The organism is Pseudomonas sp. SF2 (assembly GCF_036858055.1).
Taxonomy (GTDB): Bacteria; Pseudomonadota; Gammaproteobacteria; order Pseudomonadales; family Pseudomonadaceae; genus Aquipseudomonas.
Window position 1 is genome coordinate 1 of the sequence record NZ_JAMBDI010000005.1, and the last position, 21,466, is coordinate 21,466.

Sequence of the window (21,466 nt, forward strand, 5' to 3'; positions counted from 1 at the left end):
TGGAGCGGGAAACGAGACTCGAACTCGCGACCCCGACCTTGGCAAGGTCGTGCTCTACCAACTGAGCTATTCCCGCGTCGTGATGGGTGCCATTCTAGCGATTTCTAAAACAGCGTCAACCCCTTGATTCAAAAAAACTTTTATTTCTGCTCCGAGCCTTCGCGCAGGTGCGGCCAGGCGGCCAGCAGGTAGTGCACCATCGACCACAGGGTCAGCCCCGCCGCCACCAGCAGCAGCGCGTAGCCGAGGATTACCCAGAAGGTCACCGCTGGCGGGTTGCCCAGCAGGATCACCAGCGCCAGCATCTGCGCCGCGGTTTTCCACTTGCCAAGGTTGGACACCGCCACATGCGCCCGGGCGCCCAGCTCGGCCATCCACTCGCGCAGCGCCGACACCACGATCTCGCGGCCGATGATTACCGCGGCCGGCAAGGTCAGCCAGAAGTTGGCGTGGGTCTGCACCAGCAGCACCAGGGCCACCGCCACCATCAGCTTGTCGGCCACCGGGTCGAGGAAGGCACCGAACGGCGTGCTCTGCTGCAGGCGACGCGCCAGGTAGCCGTCCAGCCAGTCGGTGGCGGCGGCAACGGCGAACACACTGCTGGCGGCCATGTAGCTCCAGTGGTAGGGCATATAGAACAGCAGGATGAAGATCGGGATGAGCAGGACGCGTAGAACGGTGAGCAGGTTTGGAATATTCATCGGTACGACTGGCCGCAAGTTGAGCCCGCATTCTACTCGTTATGCAGGCTGGCATAAATCGACTCGGCAAGCTTTTTACTGATGCCGGGTGCTTTGGCGATTTCATCGATACTGGCGCGATTGAGCTCCTGCAGGCCGCCGAAATGTTTCAGCAGGTCGCGCCGGCGCTTGGGCCCTACCCCGGCCACATCCTCCAGGCTGGACACCCGGCGGGCCTTGCCACGGCGGGCGCGGTGGCCGGTGATGGCGAAACGGTGGGCTTCGTCGCGGATCTGCTGGATCAGGTGCAGGGCCGGTGAGTCACCCTTGAGGGTGAACTCGTGGTGCACGTCGTTCAGGTACAGGGTTTCGAAACCGGCCTTGCGCGTCACGCCCTTGGCCACGCCAAGCAGGGTCAGGTCGCTGAAGCCCAGCTCCTGCATCACGTCACGGGCCATGTTCAGCTGGCCTTTGCCGCCGTCCACCAGCAGCACGTCTGGCAGCTTGCCCTCGCCGTCCTTGATACGCCCGTAGCGGCGGGTCAGGGCCTGGTGCATGGCGGCGTAGTCGTCGCCGGCAGTGACGCCTTCGATGTTGAAGCGGCGGTAGTCGGACTTGAGCGGGCCTTCGGGGCCGAACACCACGCAGCTGGCCACCGTGGCCTCGCCGCTGGAATGGCTGATGTCGTAACACTCCAGGCGCTGCGGCACCTCGTCCAGCTTCAGCACCTCGGCCAGGGCCTCGAAACGTGCGGCCATGTGCTGGCGGTTGGCCAGGCGGGCATTGAGCGCCTGCTCGGCGTTGGTTACCGCCAGTTGCTGCCAGCGGGCGCGGGTACCGCGTACCCGGTGGCTGATGGTCAGCTCGCGGCCGCGCAGCGTGTGCAGCGCTTCAGTGATGGCTTCGAAGTCTTCGTGCACCACGTTGACGATCAGCTCGCCCGGCAGTTCGCGCTCGGCATTGCCCAGGTAGTACTGGGAGAGGAACGCGGCCATCACTTCGGCCACCTCCTCCTCGATGCCCACCTGGGGGAAGAAGTTCTTGCTGCCCAGCACCCGCCCGCCGCGCACGCTGATCAGGTGCACGCAGGCGCCACCGGGGTTGACGAAGGCGGCGATGACATCGACATCGCCGCTGCCGCCTTCGATGTACTGCTGGTCCTGGACCCGCCGCAGCAAGGCGATCTGGTCGCGCAACTCGGCGGCTCTTTCGAAATTGAGGGCCATGGCGGCCTTCTCCATCTCGGCATTGAGCTCGTTGCCCAGTTGCTGGCTACGCCCTTCGAGGAACATCACCGAGTGGCGCACGTCCTCGGCATATTCCTCGGCGGTCACCAGGCCCGTGCAGGGCCCTTTGCAGCGCTTGATCTGGTACTGCAGGCACGGCCGGGTGCGGTTGGCGTAGTAGCTGTCTTCGCACTGGCGCACCGAAAAGGCCTTTTGCAGCAGGCTGAGGCTTTCTCGAATGGCCCCGGCACTGGGGTACGGGCCAAAGTAGCGGCCCTTGGCCTTCTTCGCCCCACGGTGAATACCCAGCCGCGGGAACTCGCCATCGGAAAGGAACACGTAGGGGTAGGATTTGTCGTCGCGCAGCAAGATGTTGTACGGCGGCCGCCATTCCTTGATCAGGTTCTGCTCCAGCAGCAGCGCCTCGGTTTCGTTGGCGGTGATGGTGGTTTCGACCTGGGCGATGCGCGCCACCAGCGCGGCGGTCTTGGGCGCCAGGCCGGTCTTGCGGAAATAGCTGGCCAGGCGCTTCTTGAGGTTCTTGGCCTTGCCCACGTAAAGCAACCGGGCTTCGGCGTCGAACATCCGGTAGACGCCCGGGCGACCACTGCAGGTCGCCAGGAATGCGCTGGCATCGAAAACTTGGGACATGAGGTTTTACAGGCTTGCGTCGACCATACCGTGGCGAACGGCCAGCAAGGTCAGTTCGACATCGCTGGTGACCGAGAGTTTTTCAAAGATCCGATAACGGTAAGTATTGACGGTCTTGGGCGAGAGGCACAACTTGTCGGAGATGATCTGCACTTTCTGGCAGCCGACGATCATCAGGGCAATCTGGATTTCCCGCTCCGACAAGGCATCGAACGGCGAGCCCTGTGGCTGGAACGGTTTCAGCGCCAGCTGCTGGGCGATCTGCGGGCTGATGTAGCGCTGGCCGGCAAAGGCCAGGCGGATGGCCTGGACCATTTCGTCAAGGCCGGCGCCCTTGGTCAGGTAGCCAGCGGCACCGGCTTGCAGCAGGCGCGTGGGGAATGGGTCTTCCTCGCACACAGTCACGGCAACCACCTTGATGTCCGGGTGGCTGCGCAGCAGCTTGCGGGTGGCCTCCAGGCCACCGATGCCGGGCATTTTCACATCCATCAGCACCACATCCGGCTTCAGCTCACGGGCCAGCTTGAGTGCCGATTCGCCCGAATCCCCCTCACCCACCACCTGCAGGCCATCGATGTCGGCCAGCATGCGGGTAATACCGGTTCGTACCAGATCGTGATCATCGACCACTAAGACCCTAATCAAGCACACACCTCGTCAGCAGGGCGATTGGATCCCGCCACCTTAACAAAATTTTTCACGGCGGGCCTAACGCATTCCTTCCGTAAGAAACGCCTGACGTTCAACCGAGAGCGGCCTCACTGTCTGCCGGGATTTGTCGTTGTTGGTCAAACGCCGCAGCAGGTGCCAGAGTGCCGCCTGATCGTCGCACGACAACTGCCGGAAAGCCCTCAGCAAACCGGACTCATCGGCGTTAAGCCCCTCAAGCGGTAGCGGGGTGCGGATACCGCTGAACACATATTGCGCATCCACCCCCCTGGCCGCCAATGCCGCCAGGTAATCGACCCGCGGCGAGCGTTCACCACTCTCGTATTTGCCCTGGGCATTGGGTTCGACACCGCCGATATCTCCAAACACGCGCTGGGTCATCCCCAGACGCTCACGCTCTTCCCGCAGCCGCGGACCGATTCCATTCATGGGAGGCTCCTTGTCCCTGTTCACACTCATGTACGGCCTACCCGCCTGCAGGCAGCCGTAAACGCCTGAGTTCACTATGCCCATGCTCACCAGTCGCGACAAGCCATCATTGCGCTATTAGTCGATCGTACGCTGCATGCGCACAAAGCATTCGTCCTCACCCATTTCGACGAAGCCATGGCGCTGGTACAGCACACGCGCCGGGTTGCTGCGAAACACCATCAGCCGTAGCAGCGGCAGATGCCGCTGGCGGGCCCACAGCGCCAACTGCTCCAGCACCCAGCTGCCGACACCACGCCCACGGTGCTCGGGTAGCAGGTGCAACTCGCGGATGAACAGCGCCTGACGGTCCTGGCTGAGGCTGCAGAAGCCGAGCACGGTGTCACCTTCAGTCACCAGCCACTGCTCGCGCCAGCCCCAGGCTTCGTCGAAGGCTTGCTCGATCCACAACAGGTCATATTCACGGTAGTACGGCAGCATGGCGCGGCGCGTGAGGTCGCGGGCGAAGGTGCAGTGGGTGTCGTCGGCGGGGGTCAGGTTCAGGGGCATCACATATCGAACTCTTGGGTTTGCCGGCGACAGGGCCGGTAAAACGAATATCAATCATTGGGCGTAGCACACGGGCGAACTGCCAGGCCCACGCCGGTCCAGTTCGTCCTCCAGCCATTGCGCCAGCACCCGGGCATTGTTGTGTTCAGTGTCCTTGCCCGCATAAAGCAATGTCAAAGTGCCCTTCCCCGCCAAGTCCAACAGCGGGTACCAGTGCTCTGGGTGGGCCGCCAGCTCTTGCTGGTAGCGCTGGGTGAAACCGGCGAAATCCACTTCACCCTGGTGAAACGCCTTGCGCAATTCATCCGAGGGTGCAACTTCGCGCAACCACTGTCCGCGCAGGTCTTCCTTGCGCTTGTTACGCGGCCACAGCCGATCGACCAGCACACGCTGGCCGTCGTCCTGCTCAACCGCATCGTAGACACGCTTGCAGCGAATCATCGGTTTCTCCTGCCATTACCGTCCGTCTTGAGCCTAGATAAATCATTGATCGAGGTCACGGCCGGGTTACGAATTGTTTCTATGCTCAAGGCCTTCGGCACCTTCGCCCCACGCCAACCGGAGCCCCCATGGCAACCCCGTCACTGGCCAGCCAGCCGCAACTGGCCCAACGCGACTCCCGCCCGCAGCTTGCCCACAAGCCGGGGCGTGCCACCCTGGTGTTGTTCTTCGGCCTGCTGCTGGCCGGCATTGCCTACTCCGCCTGGAGCCTGAAGCAGGATGTGACGGCCAGCGGCACGGCAATCACCACGGTCACGCCATTCCTGCTGCTGGGCCTGGCGTTGCTGATTGCCCTGGGCTTCGAGTTCGTCAATGGCTTCCATGACACTGCCAATGCAGTGGCCACCGTGATCTACACCCACTCCTTGCCGGCACCGGTCGCCGTGGTGTGGTCCGGGCTGTGCAACTTCCTCGGCGTGCTGCTTTCCAGCGGCGCGGTAGCGTTCGGCATCATCGCTTTGCTGCCGGTGGAGCTGATTCTGCAGGTCGGCTCCTCGGCCGGCTTCGCCATGGTCTTCGCCCTGCTGCTGGCGGCGATCATCTGGAACCTCGGCACCTGGTGGCTGGGCCTGCCGGCATCCTCCTCGCACACCCTGATCGGTTCGATCATCGGTGTGGGCGTGGCCAACGCGCTGATGCACGGACGCGACGGTACCAGTGGCGTGGACTGGGCCCAGGCCAGCAAGGTCGGTTATGCCCTGCTGTTCTCGCCACTGATCGGCTTTGCCTGCGCTGCCCTGTTGCTGCTGGCCCTGCGCGCGCTGGTCAAGCGCAAGGCGCTGTACCAGGCGCCGGAAGGCCAGACACCACCACCGTGGTGGATCCGCGGCGTGCTGATCCTGACCTGCACCGGTGTGTCCTTTGCCCACGGTTCCAACGACGGCCAGAAAGGCATGGGCCTGATCATGCTGATTCTGGTCGGCACCCTGCCGATGGCTTACGCACTGAACAAGACCATGCCCAATGAGCAGGCCCTGCAGTTTTCCGCCGTCGCCGAGGTAACCCGCCAAGCACTGGTGCGCAACGACCCGCAAGCGGCGCCGGCCGACCCGCGCCAGGTGCTGACCACGTTCATTGCCGAACCCAAGGCCAACCCGCAACTGGTACCGGCGCTGGCGGCGCTGACCGGCATGATCGGCGAAGAGGTCAAAGGTTATGGCTCGCTCAAGCGCGTACCGGCCGAGGCCATGGCCAACGTGCGCAACGACATGTACCTGACCAGCGAAGCCATCCGCCTGATCGAGAAGAACCAGCTGGTGGTTTTCGATGCCGACACACGCAGCCATGTGCTGCTGCTGAAGACCCAGCTGGACGACGCCACCCGCTACATCCCGCTGTGGGTGAAAGTGGCCGTGGCCATCGCACTGGGGCTGGGGACCATGGTCGGCTGGCGGCGCATCGTGGTGACGGTAGGCGAGAAGATCGGCAAGACCCATCTCAGCTATGCCCAGGGTGCGTCGGCCGAGGTGGTGGCAATGTGCACCATTGGTGCGGCGGACATGTTCGGGTTGCCGGTGTCGACCACCCATGTGCTGAGTTCCGGGGTGGCCGGGACCATGGTGGCCAACGGGTCGGGGATTCAGAAGCGCACGCTGGTCAACCTGCTGATGGCCTGGGTGCTGACCTTGCCGGCAGCGATGCTGTTGGCCGGCAGCCTGTACTGGCTACTGCACCACATTTTCTGAATCTGTACTCCATCCCTGTGGGAGCGGGCATGCCCGCGAACACCGGCAAAGCCGGTGCCATGCACCGCGGTGCCTGCTTCGCGGCGGTTCGACACGCCCGCTCCCACAGGATCAGTGCCAACTGTTCAAGCCGGGATTTTCAGACCACGCTGCACCGCCGGCCGCTCGAGGAACGCCGCCAGCACCCGCTGCACTTCCTTGAACTGATCGAAGCCGACCAGGTCACGGGCGTTGTAACGTTCCACCAGGTTACGCACCCACGGGAAGATCGCGATATCGGCAATGCTGTACTCGTCGACCATCCATTCCCGGCCTTTCAGATGCCGGTCCAGCACACCGAGCAGGCGCTTGGACTCGTTGACATAACGGTCCCGCGGGCGTTTGTCCTCGTATTCCTTGCCAGCAAAGAAATGGAAGAAGCCCACCTGGCCGAACATCGGCCCGATGCCGCCCATCTGGAACATCAGCCACTGCAGGGTCTGGTAACGCTGGGCCGGATCCTGGCTCAGCAACTGGCCGCTCTTCTCCGCCAGGTACTGCAGAATGGCCCCGGACTCGAACAGCGGCAGCGGCTGGCCGCCCGGACCATTGGGGTCGAGGATGGCGGGGATCTTGTTGTTGGCGCTGAGCGAGATGAATTCGGGGCTCAGCTGATCATCGTTGTCGAAGCTGACCTTGTGCGGCTCATAGGCCAGGCCGATCTCTTCGAGCATGATCGACACCTTGACGCCATTGGGCGTCGGCAGTGAATACAGCTGCAGGCGCTCGGGGTGCCTGGCGGGCCACTTGCGGGTAATAGGGAACGCACTGAGATCGGTCATGATCAACCTTGCCTGGGGGAGTGAACCTCTCACTCTAGAGACATCCCCGGCCGCTGACCATCACCGACCACTTGTCAGCACGGGCAGTCAGGCTTGGCCGTGAGCCTTGAGCTTGAGCTTTTCGGTATCGACACGGACGAACACCGAGTCGGCGGTCACGGTCAGCACATCGTCGGCCCAGACTTCGCAGATCACCCGGCTCTTACGCCCTACTTCGCCTTCCACACGCGCCTTGAGCAACAGCTCGACGCCCATCGGCGTGGGTTTCAGGTAGGTCAGGTTGAGCGTGCCGGTAACGCAGTCGATACGCGGCAGGCTACCCGGCTCGCGGCCTTCGTTACGGTAGTGGTAGGCCATCGCCGTCCAGTTGGAGTGGCAGTCGACCAGCATCGCCAGCAGGCCGCCGTAAACCAGGCCGGGCCAGCCGGTGAAGGTGCTGTCGGGCACGTGCCGGCACAACAGGTGGATGCCGTCGGCGTCCCAGTGGCTTTGCAGGTGCAGGCCGCTGGGGTGGGAGCAACCGCAGCCGTAGCAAGTGCCGTCGGGTGCAGCGAGTGCCTGTAGAGAAAGTGAGTGGTCGTTCATACGCTTCCTGTGCTTGTTCGAATGGGGGCGCGCAACGCCCCCATTAAAGCAGAATCATCAGGCCGTCTGGGCAACCACCTTGGTGCCCCGCTGGGTTAGCGAAACCAGCAAGATGAATGCAGTCACTCCGGCAGTCATCAGCGTCTCGTAGCGGTAGGCATCGCTGAACAGCATGTAGCCCAGCACCATGACGATGGTGCCGATCACCAGCCAGGTCAGCCACGGGAACAGCCACATCTTCAGCTCCAGCGGCCGCCCTTCACGCTCGGCACGGGCACGCATGCGCAGCTGCGACACGGCAATCACCAGATATACCAGCAAGGCGATGGCACCCGTGGTGGACAGCAGGAAGCCGAACACTTTGCCCGGGAACACATAGTTGACGAAGCACCCGGCAAAGCCGGCCAGGGTCGAGAAAATGACCGCCACGGTCGGTACGCCAGAACCGGAGATACGCTTGGTAACGCTCAGCGCCTGGCCACGGGCGCCCAGCGAATAGAGCATGCGCGACGCGGTGTACAGGCCCGAGTTCATGCAGCTGGTCACGGCCACCAGCACCACGATATCCACCAGCAGCTTGGCACCCGGCACGTTCAGCACTTCCAGCACGCGCTGGAACGAACCCACGGCTTTAAGCCCCGGGTCGTTCCAGGCCACCAGCGACACCACCAGGAAGATCGACGCCAGGTAGAAGATGGCGATGCGGTACACCACCAGGTTGGTGGCGCGGCGGATCTTGTCTTTCGGGTTGGCGGTTTCGTCAGCGGCAATGGTGACGATTTCGGCGCCGAAGAACGAGAAGATGGTGATCAGCACGCCACCGAGCACGGTGCCGAAACCGTTGGGCATGAAGCCACCGTTGTCCCACAGCCGGCTCACCCCGGACACCTCGGCCAGCGGCCAGACGCCGAACACCGCCAGGCTGCAGACCACGATGAAGGCAATGATCGCCACCACCTTGACCAGCGCGAACCAGTACTCGAAGGCCCCGAAGTTCTTCACGCTGATCAGGTTGGTGCCCGACAGCACCAGCATGATCAGGAAGGCGAACAGCCACGACGGCACACCGGGGAAGTAGGCATGCAGGATATCGGCGCCGGCAATGGCCTCGACCGGAATGATCAGTACCCAGAACCACCAGTACAGCCAGCCGATGGTAAAGCCCGCCCAAGGGCCGATGGCTTCGGAGGCATAGGTGGAAAACGAGCCGCTGTTGGGGTTGGCGATGGCCATTTCGCCCAGCATGCGCATCACCAGCAAGACCAGCAGGCCGGTCATGGCGTAGGAGATGAGGATGGCCGGGCCGGCGGTGGCGATGGCGTTGGAGGAACCGATGAACAGGCCGGCCCCGATGATGCCGGCAATGGAGATCATGGAGACCTGACGGGACGTCAGGCCGTGCTGCAGGGAGCGCTGTTTGTTGTTGTGTAGCGAAGCCATGAAGAACCCTCGAATGGGTCGGCCGCGGCGGAGCGGCTGAAGACTGGAGCAGAATTCTTATAAATTTCTGATGTTCGTTGTTGTTGTTTTGCAGATGCCGGAAGCGGGTACTGACCTCCTCTTCGCACGACCGGTTGTAATCGTTGATCCAGGTCAGTATTAATCTATAGGGCGGGGTCAACAAACGACCTTTTCGAAACACATGATTCCGTTACGGAATGAACTCCTTCCTTTTTTGCTCGGTATTTGCCCGTCATGTCCAAACGCCTGATGCCTTCGACCACCGCCCTTCAGTGCTTCGAAGCGGCCGCCCGCCACCTCAGCTTCACCCGCGCGGCCCAGGAACTGCACCTGACCCAGAGCGCCGTCAGCAAGCAGGTGGCGCAGCTCGAGGACATGCTGTCGCACTCGCTGTTCCAGCGCATTCGCCGGCGCCTGCACCTGACCCCCGCCGGCGCGCTGTACCTCACCGAAGTGAACAAGATCCTCACCCAGATCGACATTTCCAGCCGCTACATCCTCAGCTACGGCGACGAGACCGAAGTGCTGCGCATCGCCACCCAGCCCACCTTCGGCGCGCGCTGGCTGGTGCCCCGGCTGAAGGGTTTTGGCGACCGCTACCCGCGCATTCACCTGGATATCCGCAACGAACTGGAGCCGTTCGACCTGGTGCAGGCCAAGGCCGACATTGCGTTTTTCTTCGGCCAGGGCACCTGGCCCGGGGCAACCTGCATCGAGCTGTTCAGCGAAGAAGTGGTGCCGGTGTGCAGCCCGCAGCTGCTGGCCAACCACCGTTTCGACAGCGCCCAGGCGCTGACCGAACACCGCCTGCTGCAGTGCGTGTCGCGCCCGGAGGCCTGGCACGAATGGTTCCTGGGGCTGGGGTTGCATAGCCAGAACAGCTACCACGGGCCACGCTTCGACACGTTCTACCTGTGCATCCGCGCGGCCATTGCCGGCTGCGGCATCGCCCTGATTCCGCGCTACCTGGTGGCCGAAGAACTGAGCGAGGGCAAGCTGGTGGTGGCCTGGGACCACCCGGTGGCGAGCAATGGCCGGCACTTCATCGCCCATGCCGAGCATGCGGCCGAAGTGCCCAAGGTCAGGGCCTTCGTGCAGTGGATTCGGGAGCGGGTGGCCGAGGGGGATTGATTTGACCTGTACCGGCCTCTTCGCGGGTAAACCCGCTCCCACAGGGATCGCACAGCTTTCAAGTGTGGCGCCGTACCTGTGGGAGCGGGTTCACCCGCGAAGAGGCCAGTGCTAGCAATACATAATCAGCCAAGATCACGAATCCATGGAATGACCGCAATCGAATAATTCGTTTGCGGAATAACCCGCCAACACGCTTGGATAATAAGAAACTCGAACAAAGGTCCGCGTGCCCATGAACCAGGAAAGTATCAGCCAATCCATTGCCATCGTTCACCCGATCACACTTTCCCATGGCCGTAATGCCGAAGTCTGGGACACTGACGGCAAACGTTACATCGACTTCGTCGGCGGTATCGGTGTGCTCAACCTGGGCCACTGCAACCCGGCCGTGGTCGAGGCGATCCAGGCCCAGGCCACTCGCCTGACCCACTACGCCTTCAACGCAGCCCCCCACGGGCCATACCTGGCACTGATGGAGCAACTGAGCCAATTCGTGCCGGTCAGCTACCCCTTGGCCGGCATGCTCACCAACAGCGGCGCGGAAGCTGCGGAAAACGCTCTGAAAGTAGCCCGCGGTGCCACCGGCAAACGCGCCATCATCGCCTTCGACGGCGGCTTCCACGGTCGCACTCTGGCCACGCTGAACCTCAACGGCAAGGTCGCCCCGTACAAGCAGCGGGTCGGTGAACTGCCAGGGCCGGTGTACCACCTGCCCTACCCCAGCGCCGACACCGGGGTAACCTGCGAACAGGCCCTCAAGGCCATGGACCGCCTGTTCAGCGTCGAGCTGGCCGTGGAGGACGTGGCGGCGTTCATCTTCGAGCCGGTGCAGGGCGAAGGCGGCTTCCTCGCCCTTGACCCAGGCTTCGCCCAGGCCCTGCGCCGCTTCTGCGACGAGCGCGGGATCCTGATCATCATCGACGAGATCCAGTCGGGTTTCGGTCGTACCGGCCAGCGCTTCGCCTTCCCGCGCTTAGGGCTTGAGCCCGACCTGCTGCTGTTGGCCAAGAGTATTGCCGGCGGCATGCCACTGGGTGCGGTGGTCGGGCGCAAGGAACTGATGGCAGCGCTGCCCAAAGGCGGCCTGGGTGGCACCTATTCGGGCAACCCGATCGCCTGCGCGGCGGCCCTGGCCAGCCTGGCGCAGATGACCGACGAGAACGTCGCTACCTGGGGTGAGCGCCAGGAGCAGGCAATCGTGCGCCGCTACGAGCGCTGGAAGGCTTCTGGGCTGAGCCCGTTCATCGGCCGCCTGACCGGCGTCGGCGCCATGCGCGGGATCGAGTTCGTCAATGCCGACGGCAGCCCGGCACCGGCGCAGCTGGCCAAGGTGATGGAAGCGGCGCGAGCCAAGGGCCTGTTGCTGATGCCTAGCGGCAAGGCACGGCACATCATCCGCCTGCTGGCACCGCTGACCATCGAGGCCGCGGTGCTCGAAGAAGGTCTGGATATCCTCGAGCAGTGCCTGGCCGAGCTGAACTGATACTTACAAGCCCAGTTCTGCGGGAGTGAGCATGTCGGACTCGAAGGCAATCCAGCCGCCTTCGAGTTCGGCGTGGCCGTTGACGATCGGGCCGTAGTAGGTCAGGCCGTTTTCCAGGGTCACGCAGATGTGCGTGGCGTTCTTTTCAGGGGCCGCGAGCGTACCGACGAAATGCACCTTTTTCAGGGTTTCGGTCACCGCTTCCAGGCCAACGCGCATGTTGGGGTTTTCCGAGGCCTCGGTGTCGCCGCCACGGTCTTCGGCGCTGATGGTGATGGTGGCGATGTACGGGTACTTGGTGCTCAAGCGGGGTTACCTCAGTGGGTGTGTAGGCGTATGGGCGCGTAGAGTACGGCAGGTGGTCTCTATTGTCTCTACTGGCCTCTTCGCGGGTAAACCCGCTCCCACAGGGACCGCATGCGCAGTACCTGTGGGAGCGGGTTTACCCGCGAAGAGGCCGGGCCTGCAAAAGGTGATCTGAAAGGCCCGATCTGTTAGGGTGCCCGCCGATGCAAGCCACACCACACGAGGATCCCGAGTGAGCGCCGAAGAACCCCTGATCGCCGACCTGTTCGAAGTCGACAAACGCCTGTCCCTCAAGCCCGTGGTGGACTTCAACAGCTACCTGCGCAACGCCTTCGGCGAAGGCCCGTGCCGTTGCCACCGCTGCACCGAAGGTGGCGACCAAAGCACCTACAGCCACGCCCACACCTTCACCTTCGACGGCCGCCAATGGCACCGCCGCTTCGCCAGCACCTCCGGCAGCGACGTCGCCCAGGCCCTGAAAAAAGCCTGGCTGTCGTACACCAAGGCCGATCTCAACCTGGTGGGTGCACTGGACCTGGCCACCCTCAAGACCTTCACCGAAGCCGCCCTGCACACGCGCCTGCTGGCCCTGATGCCCGCCAGCGGCCTGGCCCGCGAAGTGGACGGCCAGTGGATGCTGCAAGCCCAGGCCGACTGACGGTCAGGCGGCAGGGCAGGATTCTCCCGGTCTGCTACCGTGGGAGAATCCGCTCATCCACAGGTAGTCCGCCATGGCCCGCACAACGCCCATCGAGCTGTACCGCAATATCGGCATCGTCGCCCACGTGGATGCCGGCAAGACCACGACCACCGAGCGGATCCTGTTCTACACCGGGGTCAACCACAAGATGGGCGAAGTGCACGATGGTGCCGCGACCATGGACTGGATGGCCCAGGAGCAGGAGCGCGGCATCACCATTACCTCGGCGGCGACCACCGCCTTCTGGCAGGGCTCGACCAAGCAGTTCGCCCACAAGTATCGCTTCAACATCATCGACACCCCAGGCCACGTCGACTTCACCATCGAGGTGGAGCGCTCGCTGCGCGTGCTCGATGGCGCGGTGGTGGTATTCAGCGGCGCGGACGGGGTCGAACCACAGTCCGAGACCGTTTGGCGCCAGGCCAACAAGTACCACGTGCCACGCCTGGCCTACATCAACAAGATGGACCGCCAGGGCGCTGACTTCCTGCGCGTGGTCAGGCAGATCGACCAACGCCTGGGCCACCACCCGGTACCCATCCAGCTGGCCATCGGCAGCGAAGAAAACTTTGTCGGCCAGATCGACCTGGTGAAGATGAAGGCCATCTACTGGAACGACGCGGATCAGGGCACCAGCTATCGCGAGGAAGACATCCCCGCCGAACTGCAGGCACTTGCCGACGAATGGCGCGCGCACATGGTCGAGGCCGCAGCCGAGGCCGATGACGAACTGCTCACCAAGTTTCTCGAAGGCGAAGCGTTAAGCATCGAAGAGATCAAGGCCGGCCTGCGCAAACGCACCCTGAACAACGAGATCGTGCCGACCATCCTCGGCTCGTCGTTCAAGAACAAGGGCGTACCGCTGATGCTCGACGCGGTCATCGACTACCTGCCCGCGCCTTCGGAAATCCCCGCCATCAAGGGCACCGACCCGGATGACGAAGAGAAGCACCTGGAGCGCCACGCCGACGACAGCGAGCCGTTCTCGGCCCTGGCGTTCAAGATCGCCACCGACCCGTTCGTCGGCACCCTGACCTTCGCCCGGGTCTATTCCGGCGTGCTCAGCTCCGGCAACGCGGTGCTCAACTCGGTCAAGGGCAAGAAAGAACGCATCGGCCGCATGGTGCAGATGCATGCCAACCAGCGCGCCGAAATCAAGGACGTGTGCGCTGGCGACATCGCCGCGCTGATCGGCATGAAGGACGTGACCACCGGCGACACCCTGTGCGACATGGACAAGCCGATCATCCTCGAACGCATGGACTTCCCCGACCCGGTCATTTCCGTGGCAGTGGAGCCGAAGACCAAGGCCGACCAGGAAAAAATGGGCATTGCCCTGGGCAAGCTGGCCCAGGAAGACCCGTCATTCCGTGTGCGCACCGATGAAGAGACTGGCCAGACCATCATCTCGGGCATGGGCGAGTTGCACCTGGACATCATCGTCGACCGCATGCGCCGCGAGTTCAACGTCGAGGCCAACATCGGCAAGCCACAGGTGGCCTACCGCGAGAAAATCCGCAACACCTGCGAAATCGAGGGCCGCTTCGTCCGCCAGTCCGGCGGCCGAGGCCAGTACGGCCACTGCTGGATCCGCTTTGCCCCCGGCGACGAGGGCAAGGAAGGCCTGGAGTTCATCAACGAGATCGTCGGCGGCGTGGTACCGCGCGAGTACATCCCGGCGATCCAGAAGGGCATCGAGGAGCAGATGAAGAACGGCGTGCTCGCCGGCTACCCACTGATCAACCTGAAGGCGGCGGTGTACGACGGCTCGTACCACGATGTCGACTCCAACGAAATGGCCTACAAGATCGCCGCCTCGATGGCCACCAAGCAGCTGTCGCAGAAAGGTGGAGCGGTGTTGCTGGAGCCGGTGATGAAGGTGGAAGTGGTGACCCCGGAGGAGTACCAGGGTGACATCCTCGGTGATCTGAGCCGGCGCCGCGGGATGATCCAGGATGGTGACGAAACGCCGGCCGGCAAGGTGATCCGTGCCGAGGTGCCGCTGGGCGAGATGTTCGGCTACGCCACCTCGATGCGCTCGATGACCCAGGGCCGGGCCAGCTTCTCGATGGAGTTCACCCGCTATGCCGAGGCGCCGGCGAGTATTGCCGACGCCATCGTCAAGAAGAACCGCGGGGAATAGTTCATTCGCCTGTACCGGCCTCTTCGCGGCTAAAGCCGCTCCCACAGGGAATGCATAACCCCTGTGGGAGCGGCTTTAGCCGCGAAGAGGCCGGTACAGGCAACAACCACTCTCAGTGCTGCTCACCAGCCCGCTTCAGCAATTTCTTGCAGCGCTCCGACAGATGCACCACCCGCAATTGCTTGCCCGCCCTGGCATACCGCTCCCGCAAGGTCTTCAACGCGGCAATCGCCGAATAATCGACAAAGCTCAAATGCTGGCAATCCAGGGTCACCTTGGCCGGGTCGTTAGCCGGATCGAACTGGTTCAGGAACGGCGTGGTCGAGGCAAAGAACAGCGTGCCATGCACCTGATAACGCTTGCCCCCTTCCCCGTCCTCATGGCTGTCGGCATACAGCTCGCGCGCATGCTGCCAGGCAAAGTTCACCGCCGCGATGACGACACCGAACAATACCGCCACTGCCAAGTCGGTGAGCACCGTTACCACGGTCACGGCAATGATCGCCAGCACATCGCTCAGCGGCACCTTGTGCAGCACACGCAACGACGCCCAGGCAAAGGTCTGCTGCGCCACCACGAACATCACCCCGACCAGTGCCGCCAGCGGAATACGCTCGATCAGCGGCGAAAGGAACAACACGAACAGCAGGACCATCACTCCGGCCACTACGCCCGACAGCCGGCCACGACCATTGGAACTGAGGTTGATCACCGTCTGGCCGATCATCGCGCACCCACCCATGCCACCGCACAGGCCGGAAACCATATTGGCCGCGCCCAGTGCCACGCACTCGCGGTCCGGGTAGCCACGGCTTTCGGTGATTTCATCGGTCAGGTTGAGCGTAAGCAGGGTTTCCAGCAGGCCGACCATGGCCATCAGCACCGCGTAAGGGACGATGATCTTCAGGGTTTCAAGATTCCACGGTACGTCCGGCAGCGCCAGGTGCGGCAGGCCACCGGCGATGTTCGCCATATCGCCCAGGGTGCGAGTGGGCAGGCCCAGCAGGTACACCAGCACACCAACGCTGAGGATCGCCACCAACGCCGGCGGCACCGCACGGGTCAGTTTCGGCAACACATAAACCACCAGCATGGTCAGCGCCACCAGGCCCACCATCAGGTACAGCGGCGCACCGCTGAGCCAGTGCTCACCCTGCTTGAAATGCTCCAGCTGGGCCAGGGCGATGACAATGGCCAGGCCATTGACGAAGCCGAGCATTACCGGGTACGGCACCAACCGCACCAGCTTGCCCAGGCGCAGCAAGCCGAACAGGATCATCACCACGCCCCCCAGCAGCACCGTCGCCAGCAGGTACTGCGCACCGTGCTGCACCACCAGCGCGACGATCACCACCGCCATCGAGCCGGCAGCGCCGGAAATCATCCCCGGCCGGCCACCGAACAGCGCCGTCAGGGTGCAGATGATGAAGGCGCCATACAGACCCATCAGCGGGTTCAGGTGAGCCACCAGGGCAAAGGCGATGCACTCGGGCACCAGGGCGAACGAGGTGGTCAGGCCGGCGAGCAGGTCGGCGCGGAGTCGGGCGGGTTTCATGAGCATCCTGTGAGGCGGTCCGGGCGGACGGTACAAAAACAAGGGGCGCGATGTTACGGAATTTGTCTGACAGCGGCCACCGCTCAAGGGGTTCTATAACGTGAAACCAGCAGAAGCCAGGCAAATTTGCCATCATGAACATTCCACCTGCGGAGATCATGGACATGCCGCTACGCCCCCTTCTCGCCTCCCTGCTGCTGGTCGCCAGCCTTACCGCCCAGGCCGCCACCGAGGTCGTACCGCTACAACACCGCAGCAGCGCCGAACTGCTGCCCGCCGCCCAGGCGTTCATCGGCAAGGACGGCACGGTCAGCGCCTTCGAGAACAAGCTGATCGTCAACGCCAGTGCCGAGCGCATCGACGACCTGCGCGCCTTGCTGCAACAGCTGGACACCGCGCCCAAGCGCCTGCTGATCAGCGTCGACAATAACGACAGCAACTTCCAGGACAACCGTGGCAATGCGCGTGTCATCCACTACGGTACCAGTAACCGTGACGGCGGCATGCAGCAGATCCAGGCCAGCGAAGGCCAGCCGGCACTGATCCAGATAGGCCAGAGCATCCCGATCACCAGCACCAGCACCGACGGCTACGGGCGCATCCAGAGCAACACCGAATACCGCAACGTGACCCAGGGTTTCTACGTCACCCCAAGCCTGAGTGGCGATACGGTTCGTCTGCAAATAAGCACCAATAATGACCGCATCAGCCATGAACGTGCAGATGTAGTGAATGTGCAAAGCACCGACACGACGGTCACCGGCAAGCTCGGCGAATGGATCACACTGGCCGGGCACAATCAGCAGAGCCAAGCCGATCGCAGCACATCAAGCCTCAGTTACAGCACCCAGCGCGGTGAAAACATGACTTTACGTGTCAAAGTCGACCTTCTCGACTGATCCCAGGCAATTCAAGGCCTCGACCAAAGGCCTTGAAACTGACTGCCAAGTCGCATTAGACCAAAGATGTAGTAAGAGAAAAAAACCACTACAAAACATTTGACAGGGTCTTTTTCCCAAGGGCATGATGGCCTCGCTCCCGCTAATCAGGGGCCCTGGCAAGGGCCTTCGAGGCGTGCTCCTCCCACCCCTGGAGGCGCCTCGTGTCTATACGGCCCACAAGGCGGTTCGACGGGATTGCGACTGCAACGAAGAAGTTGTCCCGAGGGACGGAAGCGCATCACCGCAGTACTGGCAATCGCGTAGCACCGCAGCAAGGCAACCACGAGCCAACCTGCCGGAGCACCCTTTCGCCTGGCCTGCACACCCTTCCCCTTCGAGCCTTCGCGTTCGCCGCCGCACTCCTGCGAACAGGACAGCCGCCAGCTCCTGATCTGCTCCGAGCATCAGCACAATTACCCCAAGATCGATGCGACGAGGTTTATTTCCATGGCACTGACACGCGAACAGCAAATTGCAGCCCTCGAGAAAGACTGGGCCGAGAACCCGCGCTGGAAAGGCGTGACCCGTACCTACACCGCCGCTGATGTCGTTCGCCTGCGTGGCTCCCTGCAGCCGGAGCACACCCTGGCGCGCCTGGGTGCAGAAAAACTGTGGAAGCTGGTCACCGAAGGTGCCCACCCGTCCTTCCGCCCAGAAAAAGATTTCGTCAACTGCATGGGCGCCCTGACCGGCGGCCAGGCAGTGCAGCAGGTCAAGGCCGGCATCCAGGCCATCTACCTGTCCGGCTGGCAGGTTGCCGCCGACAACAACTCGGCCGAGTCCATGTACCCTGACCAGTCGCTGTACCCGGTCGACTCGGTACCGACCGTGGTCAAGCGTATCAACAACGCCTTCCGCCGCGCCGACCAGATCCAGTGGAAAGCCGGCAAGAACCCGGGCGACGACGGCTACATCGACTACTTCGCGCCAATCGTGGCCGACGCCGAAGCCGGTTTCGGTGGCGTACTGAACGCCTACGAGCTGATGAAGAACATGATCGAAGCAGGCGCCGCCGGCGTGCACTTCGAAGACCAGCTGGCCTCGGTCAAGAAATGCGGCCACATGGGTGGCAAGGTACTGGTACCGACCCAGGAAGCTGTACAGAAGCTGGTGGCCGCGCGCCTGGCCGCTGACGTTTCGGGCGTACCGACCATCATCCTGGCCCGTACCGACGCCAACGCCGCCGACCTGCTGACCAGCGACTGCGACCCGTACGACCAGCCGTTCGTGATCGGCGAGCGTACCCGTGAAGGCTTCTACAAGGTACGCGCCGGCCTCGACCAGGCCATCGCCCGCGGCCTGGCCTATGCACCATACGCCGACCTGATCTGGTGCGAAACCGCCAAGCCGGACCTGGACGAAGCCCGCCGCTTCGCCGAAGCGATCAAGAAGGAGTACCCGGACCAGATCCTGTCGTACAACTGCTCGCCGTCCTTCAACTGGAAGAAGAACCTGGACGACGCCACCATCGCCAAGTTCCAGCGCGAGCTGTCGGCCATGGGCTACAAGCACCAGTTCATCACCCTGGCCGGCATCCACAACATGTGGCACGGCATGTTCAACCTGGCGCACGACTACGCCCGCAACGACATGACCGCCTACGTGAAGCTGCAGGAGCAGGAATTCGCTGACGCCAACAAAGGCTACACCTTCGTGGCGCACCAGCAGGAAGTGGGCACTGGCTACTTCGACGACATGACCACTGTTATTCAGGGCGGGGCTTCGTCGGTGACCGCACTGACTGGTTCGACCGAGGAAGAGCAGTTCCACTGATAGTGGGTTGCTGTTGAAGAAAGGCCCGGGGTTTGTGAAAGCCCTGGGCCTTTTTGCATGGGTTCAAATAGCAGCCTGTGACTGGAACAACCTCAATGCTTCATGCCCAACTCTGCGTCATCCATCAGCGCCTTGGCCATGGCGCTGAGGTAATGGGCAGCCCAGATCATCATCGGTTTCTCGTCCATCAGGCCGGTGATGGTCAGTTCGCGCACATAGCCCATCAGCTCCGAGGACTGCTCGCGGGCATCCCGACAAGGAATGCCGGGCTCGATGCGGAACAGTGGGTGAGTACCGTTTTCACCTTGGAAGAAGGTGGTTTTGCCGACGGTGAACTGGGTGTCTTCTGTTGTCATTGTTCATTCCCCTGAAAATTCTCTACTGCCTGGGCCGGCCCTTTCGCGGGTAAACCCGCTCCCACAGGTGCTGTGCAAGTCTTGGCGCTTGTGATGAACCTGTGGGAGCGGGTTTACCCGCGAAGAGGCACACCCAGACAACACATCAATCAAGCCTTAGTGCAAAGTCCGAGGCCCTGTGTGCATCTGCGCCTGAACCAATGCCGAAGGCCTGATGCACCACGGTGGCCTGGATCAGGGTGTCTTCGAGGGAATGGGGGTTGTGGGGTGGATCGGGGACAACTTTTAGCATGACTCGCTCCTTTCTTTCCTGTTTGGCTGCCATCCGCCCGCTGTCAAACGGTTAGGTGGCAGCTATGCGCGGGTTGACAGACCGGTGGAAAGAAAGAAAGACCGGCGCACGCGAACGTGCCCACACGCACAGCTGCCATTGAGGCAAAGCGAGTGCACCTTCTTTCAATTCCGGCCTGTCAAAGCCGTGTCGTTGATGTGCAACGACTCGCCGAGACTAGAGCGCTGCCACAGCAGCCGCAACGGAAAAAAGGCGGCAAGAGTATGTTTGGGAAATGGCCTACATGGAAGGGGTTAAATCCGACATGTCAGGTGTTCTGCGCCCGATTGCGTCAGGGCGGCCAGGTGCCTGCCTTGGTTTTTGCGGTGCTGCTCAAATCGAGCGCCACATTCCTCTCGCCATACCCATGCCAGCCCTCACACAACCCCGACGCATCACCAACAAACCCCACAATCAGGTCTATGCTTGTGGCAGCCCAGCAGCAAGGACCGCCCATGCCCCGCCCGAGCCACCTGACCACAATCGCCCTGGCCGCCGCTGCCCTCTATATATATGCACTGGCCAGCGACAACACCCTGCTCGCCCTGCTGGCCAAACCGATACCCGTACTGGCCCTGATCGCCTGGCTGCGCAGCGCCCCAGCCTCGCCCTATCGCAAGTGGATCTCGATCGGCCTGGCGTTCTCGGTACTCGGCGACATCCTGCTGGCCATCCCCGCCGACCTGTTCGTGTTCGGCCTGGTCGCATTCCTTTGTGCCCACCTGGCCTACCTGCGCGCCTATTGCGGCCAAACATTGCACCCCGCCCTACCCGCACTCCTGTTCAGCGCCCTCACCGGCATCACCCTGTTCGGCGTACTCGCCAGCCACGGTCTCGGCCCGCTGCTGATCCCGGTCGCAGTTTACGCCCTGGCCATCAGTGCCATGCTCTGGCGCGCACTGGCCTGTGGCAGCCTGGCCGCGCTCGGTGCCGGCCTGTTCGTATTCTCCGACAGCCTGATCGGCATCGACCGCTTCGTCAGCCCCTTCGCCGCCGCGCCGTACCTGATCATCCTCACCTACTGGCTCGGCCAGTGGGCGATCACTTCATCTGCCAGTCATCGCTCAATCGATAAAGTATTGACCCAGAGCGGTGCGAGCGGTGTCGGGAGGTGCTAGAACAGGCGTTTTTCGCATTTGCAAGTAGAGGAAATCGCCAGATGAACTTTACAAGGCACAGAACAGGGGAAATATCAGGCATCAGGTTAAATGATATCAATTATCATTACGAAACTTGCAATTCGTTACCCGTCGCAAGAAACATAATTAACAAAACCGCACGCAATGCCCGAATCTCAAGGCTTTCAGCCAGTTACACGCAGGTTTTGTACTTAATCCTACGAATAAATTTGCGACAGAAATTTTACTTGCACCGGGTTTACCCATAAAATCAGCGCGATTGATTCAGCTGCGACATTTGGTCACTGCACGTGCGACACCAGGTCGCCGCTCTACACTTATTTCAGACTGCAGAGCTGGGTCTCTGTA

At 62.4% G+C, this 21,466-nt stretch carries 21 protein-coding genes and 1 tRNA gene; 8 read left to right on the forward strand and 14 right to left on the reverse strand.

Features of this window, described 5'->3' with window-relative positions; genetic code table 11:
• The 7 genes from M2S36_RS02605 to M2S36_RS02635 all read right to left on the reverse strand — a co-directional run bounded on the left by M2S36_RS02605 (window position 1) and on the right by M2S36_RS02635 (window position 4,645).
• Window positions 1-76, reverse strand: a tRNA-Gly gene (locus tag M2S36_RS02605).
• 64 nt (window positions 77-140) lie between these two features.
• Window positions 141-701: a CDP-diacylglycerol--glycerol-3-phosphate 3-phosphatidyltransferase gene (pgsA, locus tag M2S36_RS02610; RefSeq protein WP_039613116.1), complete on the reverse strand. Its 561-nt coding sequence runs from the start codon at window positions 699-701 to the stop codon at window positions 141-143.
• A gap of 32 nt (window positions 702-733) precedes the next feature.
• Complete coding sequence (gene uvrC / locus M2S36_RS02615; RefSeq protein ID WP_333956660.1) at window positions 734-2,557, reverse strand: excinuclease ABC subunit UvrC; 1,824 nt, start codon at window positions 2,555-2,557, stop codon at window positions 734-736.
• 6 nt (window positions 2,558-2,563) lie between these two features.
• Window positions 2,564-3,202 carry a response regulator transcription factor GacA gene (gene gacA / locus M2S36_RS02620; protein ID WP_003251380.1) on the reverse strand — a complete coding sequence of 213 codons (639 nt, stop codon included), beginning with the start codon at window positions 3,200-3,202 and terminating at the stop codon, window positions 2,564-2,566.
• A 63-nt stretch (window positions 3,203-3,265) separates the two neighbouring features.
• The gene (locus M2S36_RS02625) at window positions 3,266-3,655 is read right to left on the reverse strand and encodes a helix-turn-helix domain-containing protein (protein ID WP_333956661.1); all 390 of its coding nucleotides are present in this window, start codon (window positions 3,653-3,655) and stop codon (window positions 3,266-3,268) included.
• A 117-nt stretch (window positions 3,656-3,772) separates the two neighbouring features.
• On the reverse strand, window positions 3,773-4,204 hold the full coding sequence (locus M2S36_RS02630; protein WP_207831047.1) for a GNAT family N-acetyltransferase: 432 nt from the start codon (window positions 4,202-4,204) through the stop codon (window positions 3,773-3,775).
• A 54-nt stretch (window positions 4,205-4,258) separates the two neighbouring features.
• Window positions 4,259-4,645, reverse strand: coding sequence for a DUF488 domain-containing protein (locus M2S36_RS02635; protein ID WP_063912658.1), 387 nt, complete (start codon window positions 4,643-4,645; stop codon window positions 4,259-4,261).
• A 128-nt stretch (window positions 4,646-4,773) separates the two neighbouring features.
• Here M2S36_RS02635 and M2S36_RS02640 point away from each other — a divergent pair, with 128 nt between their 5' ends.
• On the forward strand, window positions 4,774-6,390 hold the full coding sequence (locus M2S36_RS02640) for an inorganic phosphate transporter (RefSeq protein WP_241105854.1): 1,617 nt from the start codon (window positions 4,774-4,776) through the stop codon (window positions 6,388-6,390).
• 125 nt (window positions 6,391-6,515) lie between these two features.
• Here the strand turns inward: M2S36_RS02640 and M2S36_RS02645 are convergent, their stop codons facing one another.
• From M2S36_RS02645 to M2S36_RS02655, 3 genes are all read right to left on the reverse strand, one after another.
• Window positions 6,516-7,211 carry a glutathione S-transferase N-terminal domain-containing protein gene (locus M2S36_RS02645; RefSeq protein ID WP_182328452.1) on the reverse strand — a complete coding sequence of 232 codons (696 nt, stop codon included), beginning with the start codon at window positions 7,209-7,211 and terminating at the stop codon, window positions 6,516-6,518.
• Window positions 7,212-7,298: 87 nt separating this feature from the next.
• Window positions 7,299-7,796: a PaaI family thioesterase gene (locus tag M2S36_RS02650; RefSeq protein WP_063912661.1), complete on the reverse strand. Its 498-nt coding sequence runs from the start codon at window positions 7,794-7,796 to the stop codon at window positions 7,299-7,301.
• A gap of 57 nt (window positions 7,797-7,853) precedes the next feature.
• Window positions 7,854-9,236 carry an amino acid permease gene (locus M2S36_RS02655; protein WP_207831041.1) on the reverse strand — a complete coding sequence of 461 codons (1,383 nt, stop codon included), beginning with the start codon at window positions 9,234-9,236 and terminating at the stop codon, window positions 7,854-7,856.
• A 255-nt stretch (window positions 9,237-9,491) separates the two neighbouring features.
• On the opposite strand from M2S36_RS02655, the gene gcvA reads away from it, so the two are divergent.
• Both gcvA and M2S36_RS02665 read left to right on the forward strand, forming a co-directional pair.
• Window positions 9,492-10,388 carry a transcriptional regulator GcvA gene (gcvA, locus tag M2S36_RS02660; RefSeq protein WP_015271044.1) on the forward strand — a complete coding sequence of 299 codons (897 nt, stop codon included), beginning with the start codon at window positions 9,492-9,494 and terminating at the stop codon, window positions 10,386-10,388.
• A gap of 235 nt (window positions 10,389-10,623) precedes the next feature.
• Complete coding sequence (locus M2S36_RS02665; protein WP_207831038.1) at window positions 10,624-11,874, forward strand: 2-aminoadipate transaminase; 1,251 nt, start codon at window positions 10,624-10,626, stop codon at window positions 11,872-11,874.
• Window positions 11,875-11,877: 3 nt separating this feature from the next.
• Here the strand turns inward: M2S36_RS02665 and M2S36_RS02670 are convergent, their stop codons facing one another.
• Complete coding sequence (locus M2S36_RS02670; protein WP_085720495.1) at window positions 11,878-12,180, reverse strand: hypothetical protein; 303 nt, start codon at window positions 12,178-12,180, stop codon at window positions 11,878-11,880.
• Between the two features lie 232 nt (window positions 12,181-12,412).
• Between M2S36_RS02670 and M2S36_RS02675 the strand changes: the two genes are divergently transcribed.
• Together M2S36_RS02675 and fusA are read left to right on the forward strand one after the other, a co-directional pair.
• The gene (locus M2S36_RS02675; protein WP_333956662.1) at window positions 12,413-12,838 is read left to right on the forward strand and encodes a hypothetical protein; all 426 of its coding nucleotides are present in this window, start codon (window positions 12,413-12,415) and stop codon (window positions 12,836-12,838) included.
• 73 nt (window positions 12,839-12,911) lie between these two features.
• Window positions 12,912-15,023, forward strand: a complete 2,112-nt coding sequence (gene fusA, locus M2S36_RS02680; protein WP_207831036.1) for an elongation factor G — start codon at window positions 12,912-12,914, stop codon at window positions 15,021-15,023.
• Between the two features lie 112 nt (window positions 15,024-15,135).
• On the opposite strand, the gene M2S36_RS02685 is transcribed toward fusA, so the two are convergent.
• Window positions 15,136-16,578 carry a SulP family inorganic anion transporter gene (locus M2S36_RS02685; RefSeq protein WP_207831033.1) on the reverse strand — a complete coding sequence of 481 codons (1,443 nt, stop codon included), beginning with the start codon at window positions 16,576-16,578 and terminating at the stop codon, window positions 15,136-15,138.
• A gap of 134 nt (window positions 16,579-16,712) precedes the next feature.
• Here M2S36_RS02685 and M2S36_RS02690 point away from each other — a divergent pair, with 134 nt between their 5' ends.
• Window positions 16,713-17,477 (forward strand): secretin N-terminal domain-containing protein, encoded by a 765-nt coding sequence (locus tag M2S36_RS02690; protein ID WP_207831032.1) that lies wholly within the window; start codon window positions 16,713-16,715, stop codon window positions 17,475-17,477.
• Window positions 17,478-17,966: 489 nt separating this feature from the next.
• Window positions 17,967-19,292: an isocitrate lyase gene (gene aceA, locus M2S36_RS02695; protein ID WP_013973380.1), complete on the forward strand. Its 1,326-nt coding sequence runs from the start codon at window positions 17,967-17,969 to the stop codon at window positions 19,290-19,292.
• A gap of 92 nt (window positions 19,293-19,384) precedes the next feature.
• Here aceA and M2S36_RS02700 read toward each other — a convergent pair whose 3' ends face one another.
• Both M2S36_RS02700 and M2S36_RS02705 read right to left on the reverse strand, forming a co-directional pair.
• A complete protein-coding gene (locus tag M2S36_RS02700; RefSeq protein WP_233693675.1) occupies window positions 19,385-19,648 on the reverse strand; it encodes a DUF3077 domain-containing protein in 264 nt (87 codons plus the stop codon).
• Between the two features lie 145 nt (window positions 19,649-19,793).
• A complete protein-coding gene (locus tag M2S36_RS02705) occupies window positions 19,794-19,940 on the reverse strand; it encodes a hypothetical protein (protein ID WP_207831305.1) in 147 nt (48 codons plus the stop codon).
• A gap of 494 nt (window positions 19,941-20,434) precedes the next feature.
• Between M2S36_RS02705 and M2S36_RS02710 the strand changes: the two genes are divergently transcribed.
• Window positions 20,435-21,097: a lysoplasmalogenase gene (locus M2S36_RS02710; protein ID WP_233693676.1), complete on the forward strand. Its 663-nt coding sequence runs from the start codon at window positions 20,435-20,437 to the stop codon at window positions 21,095-21,097.
• Window positions 21,098-21,466 lie beyond the last annotated feature (369 nt).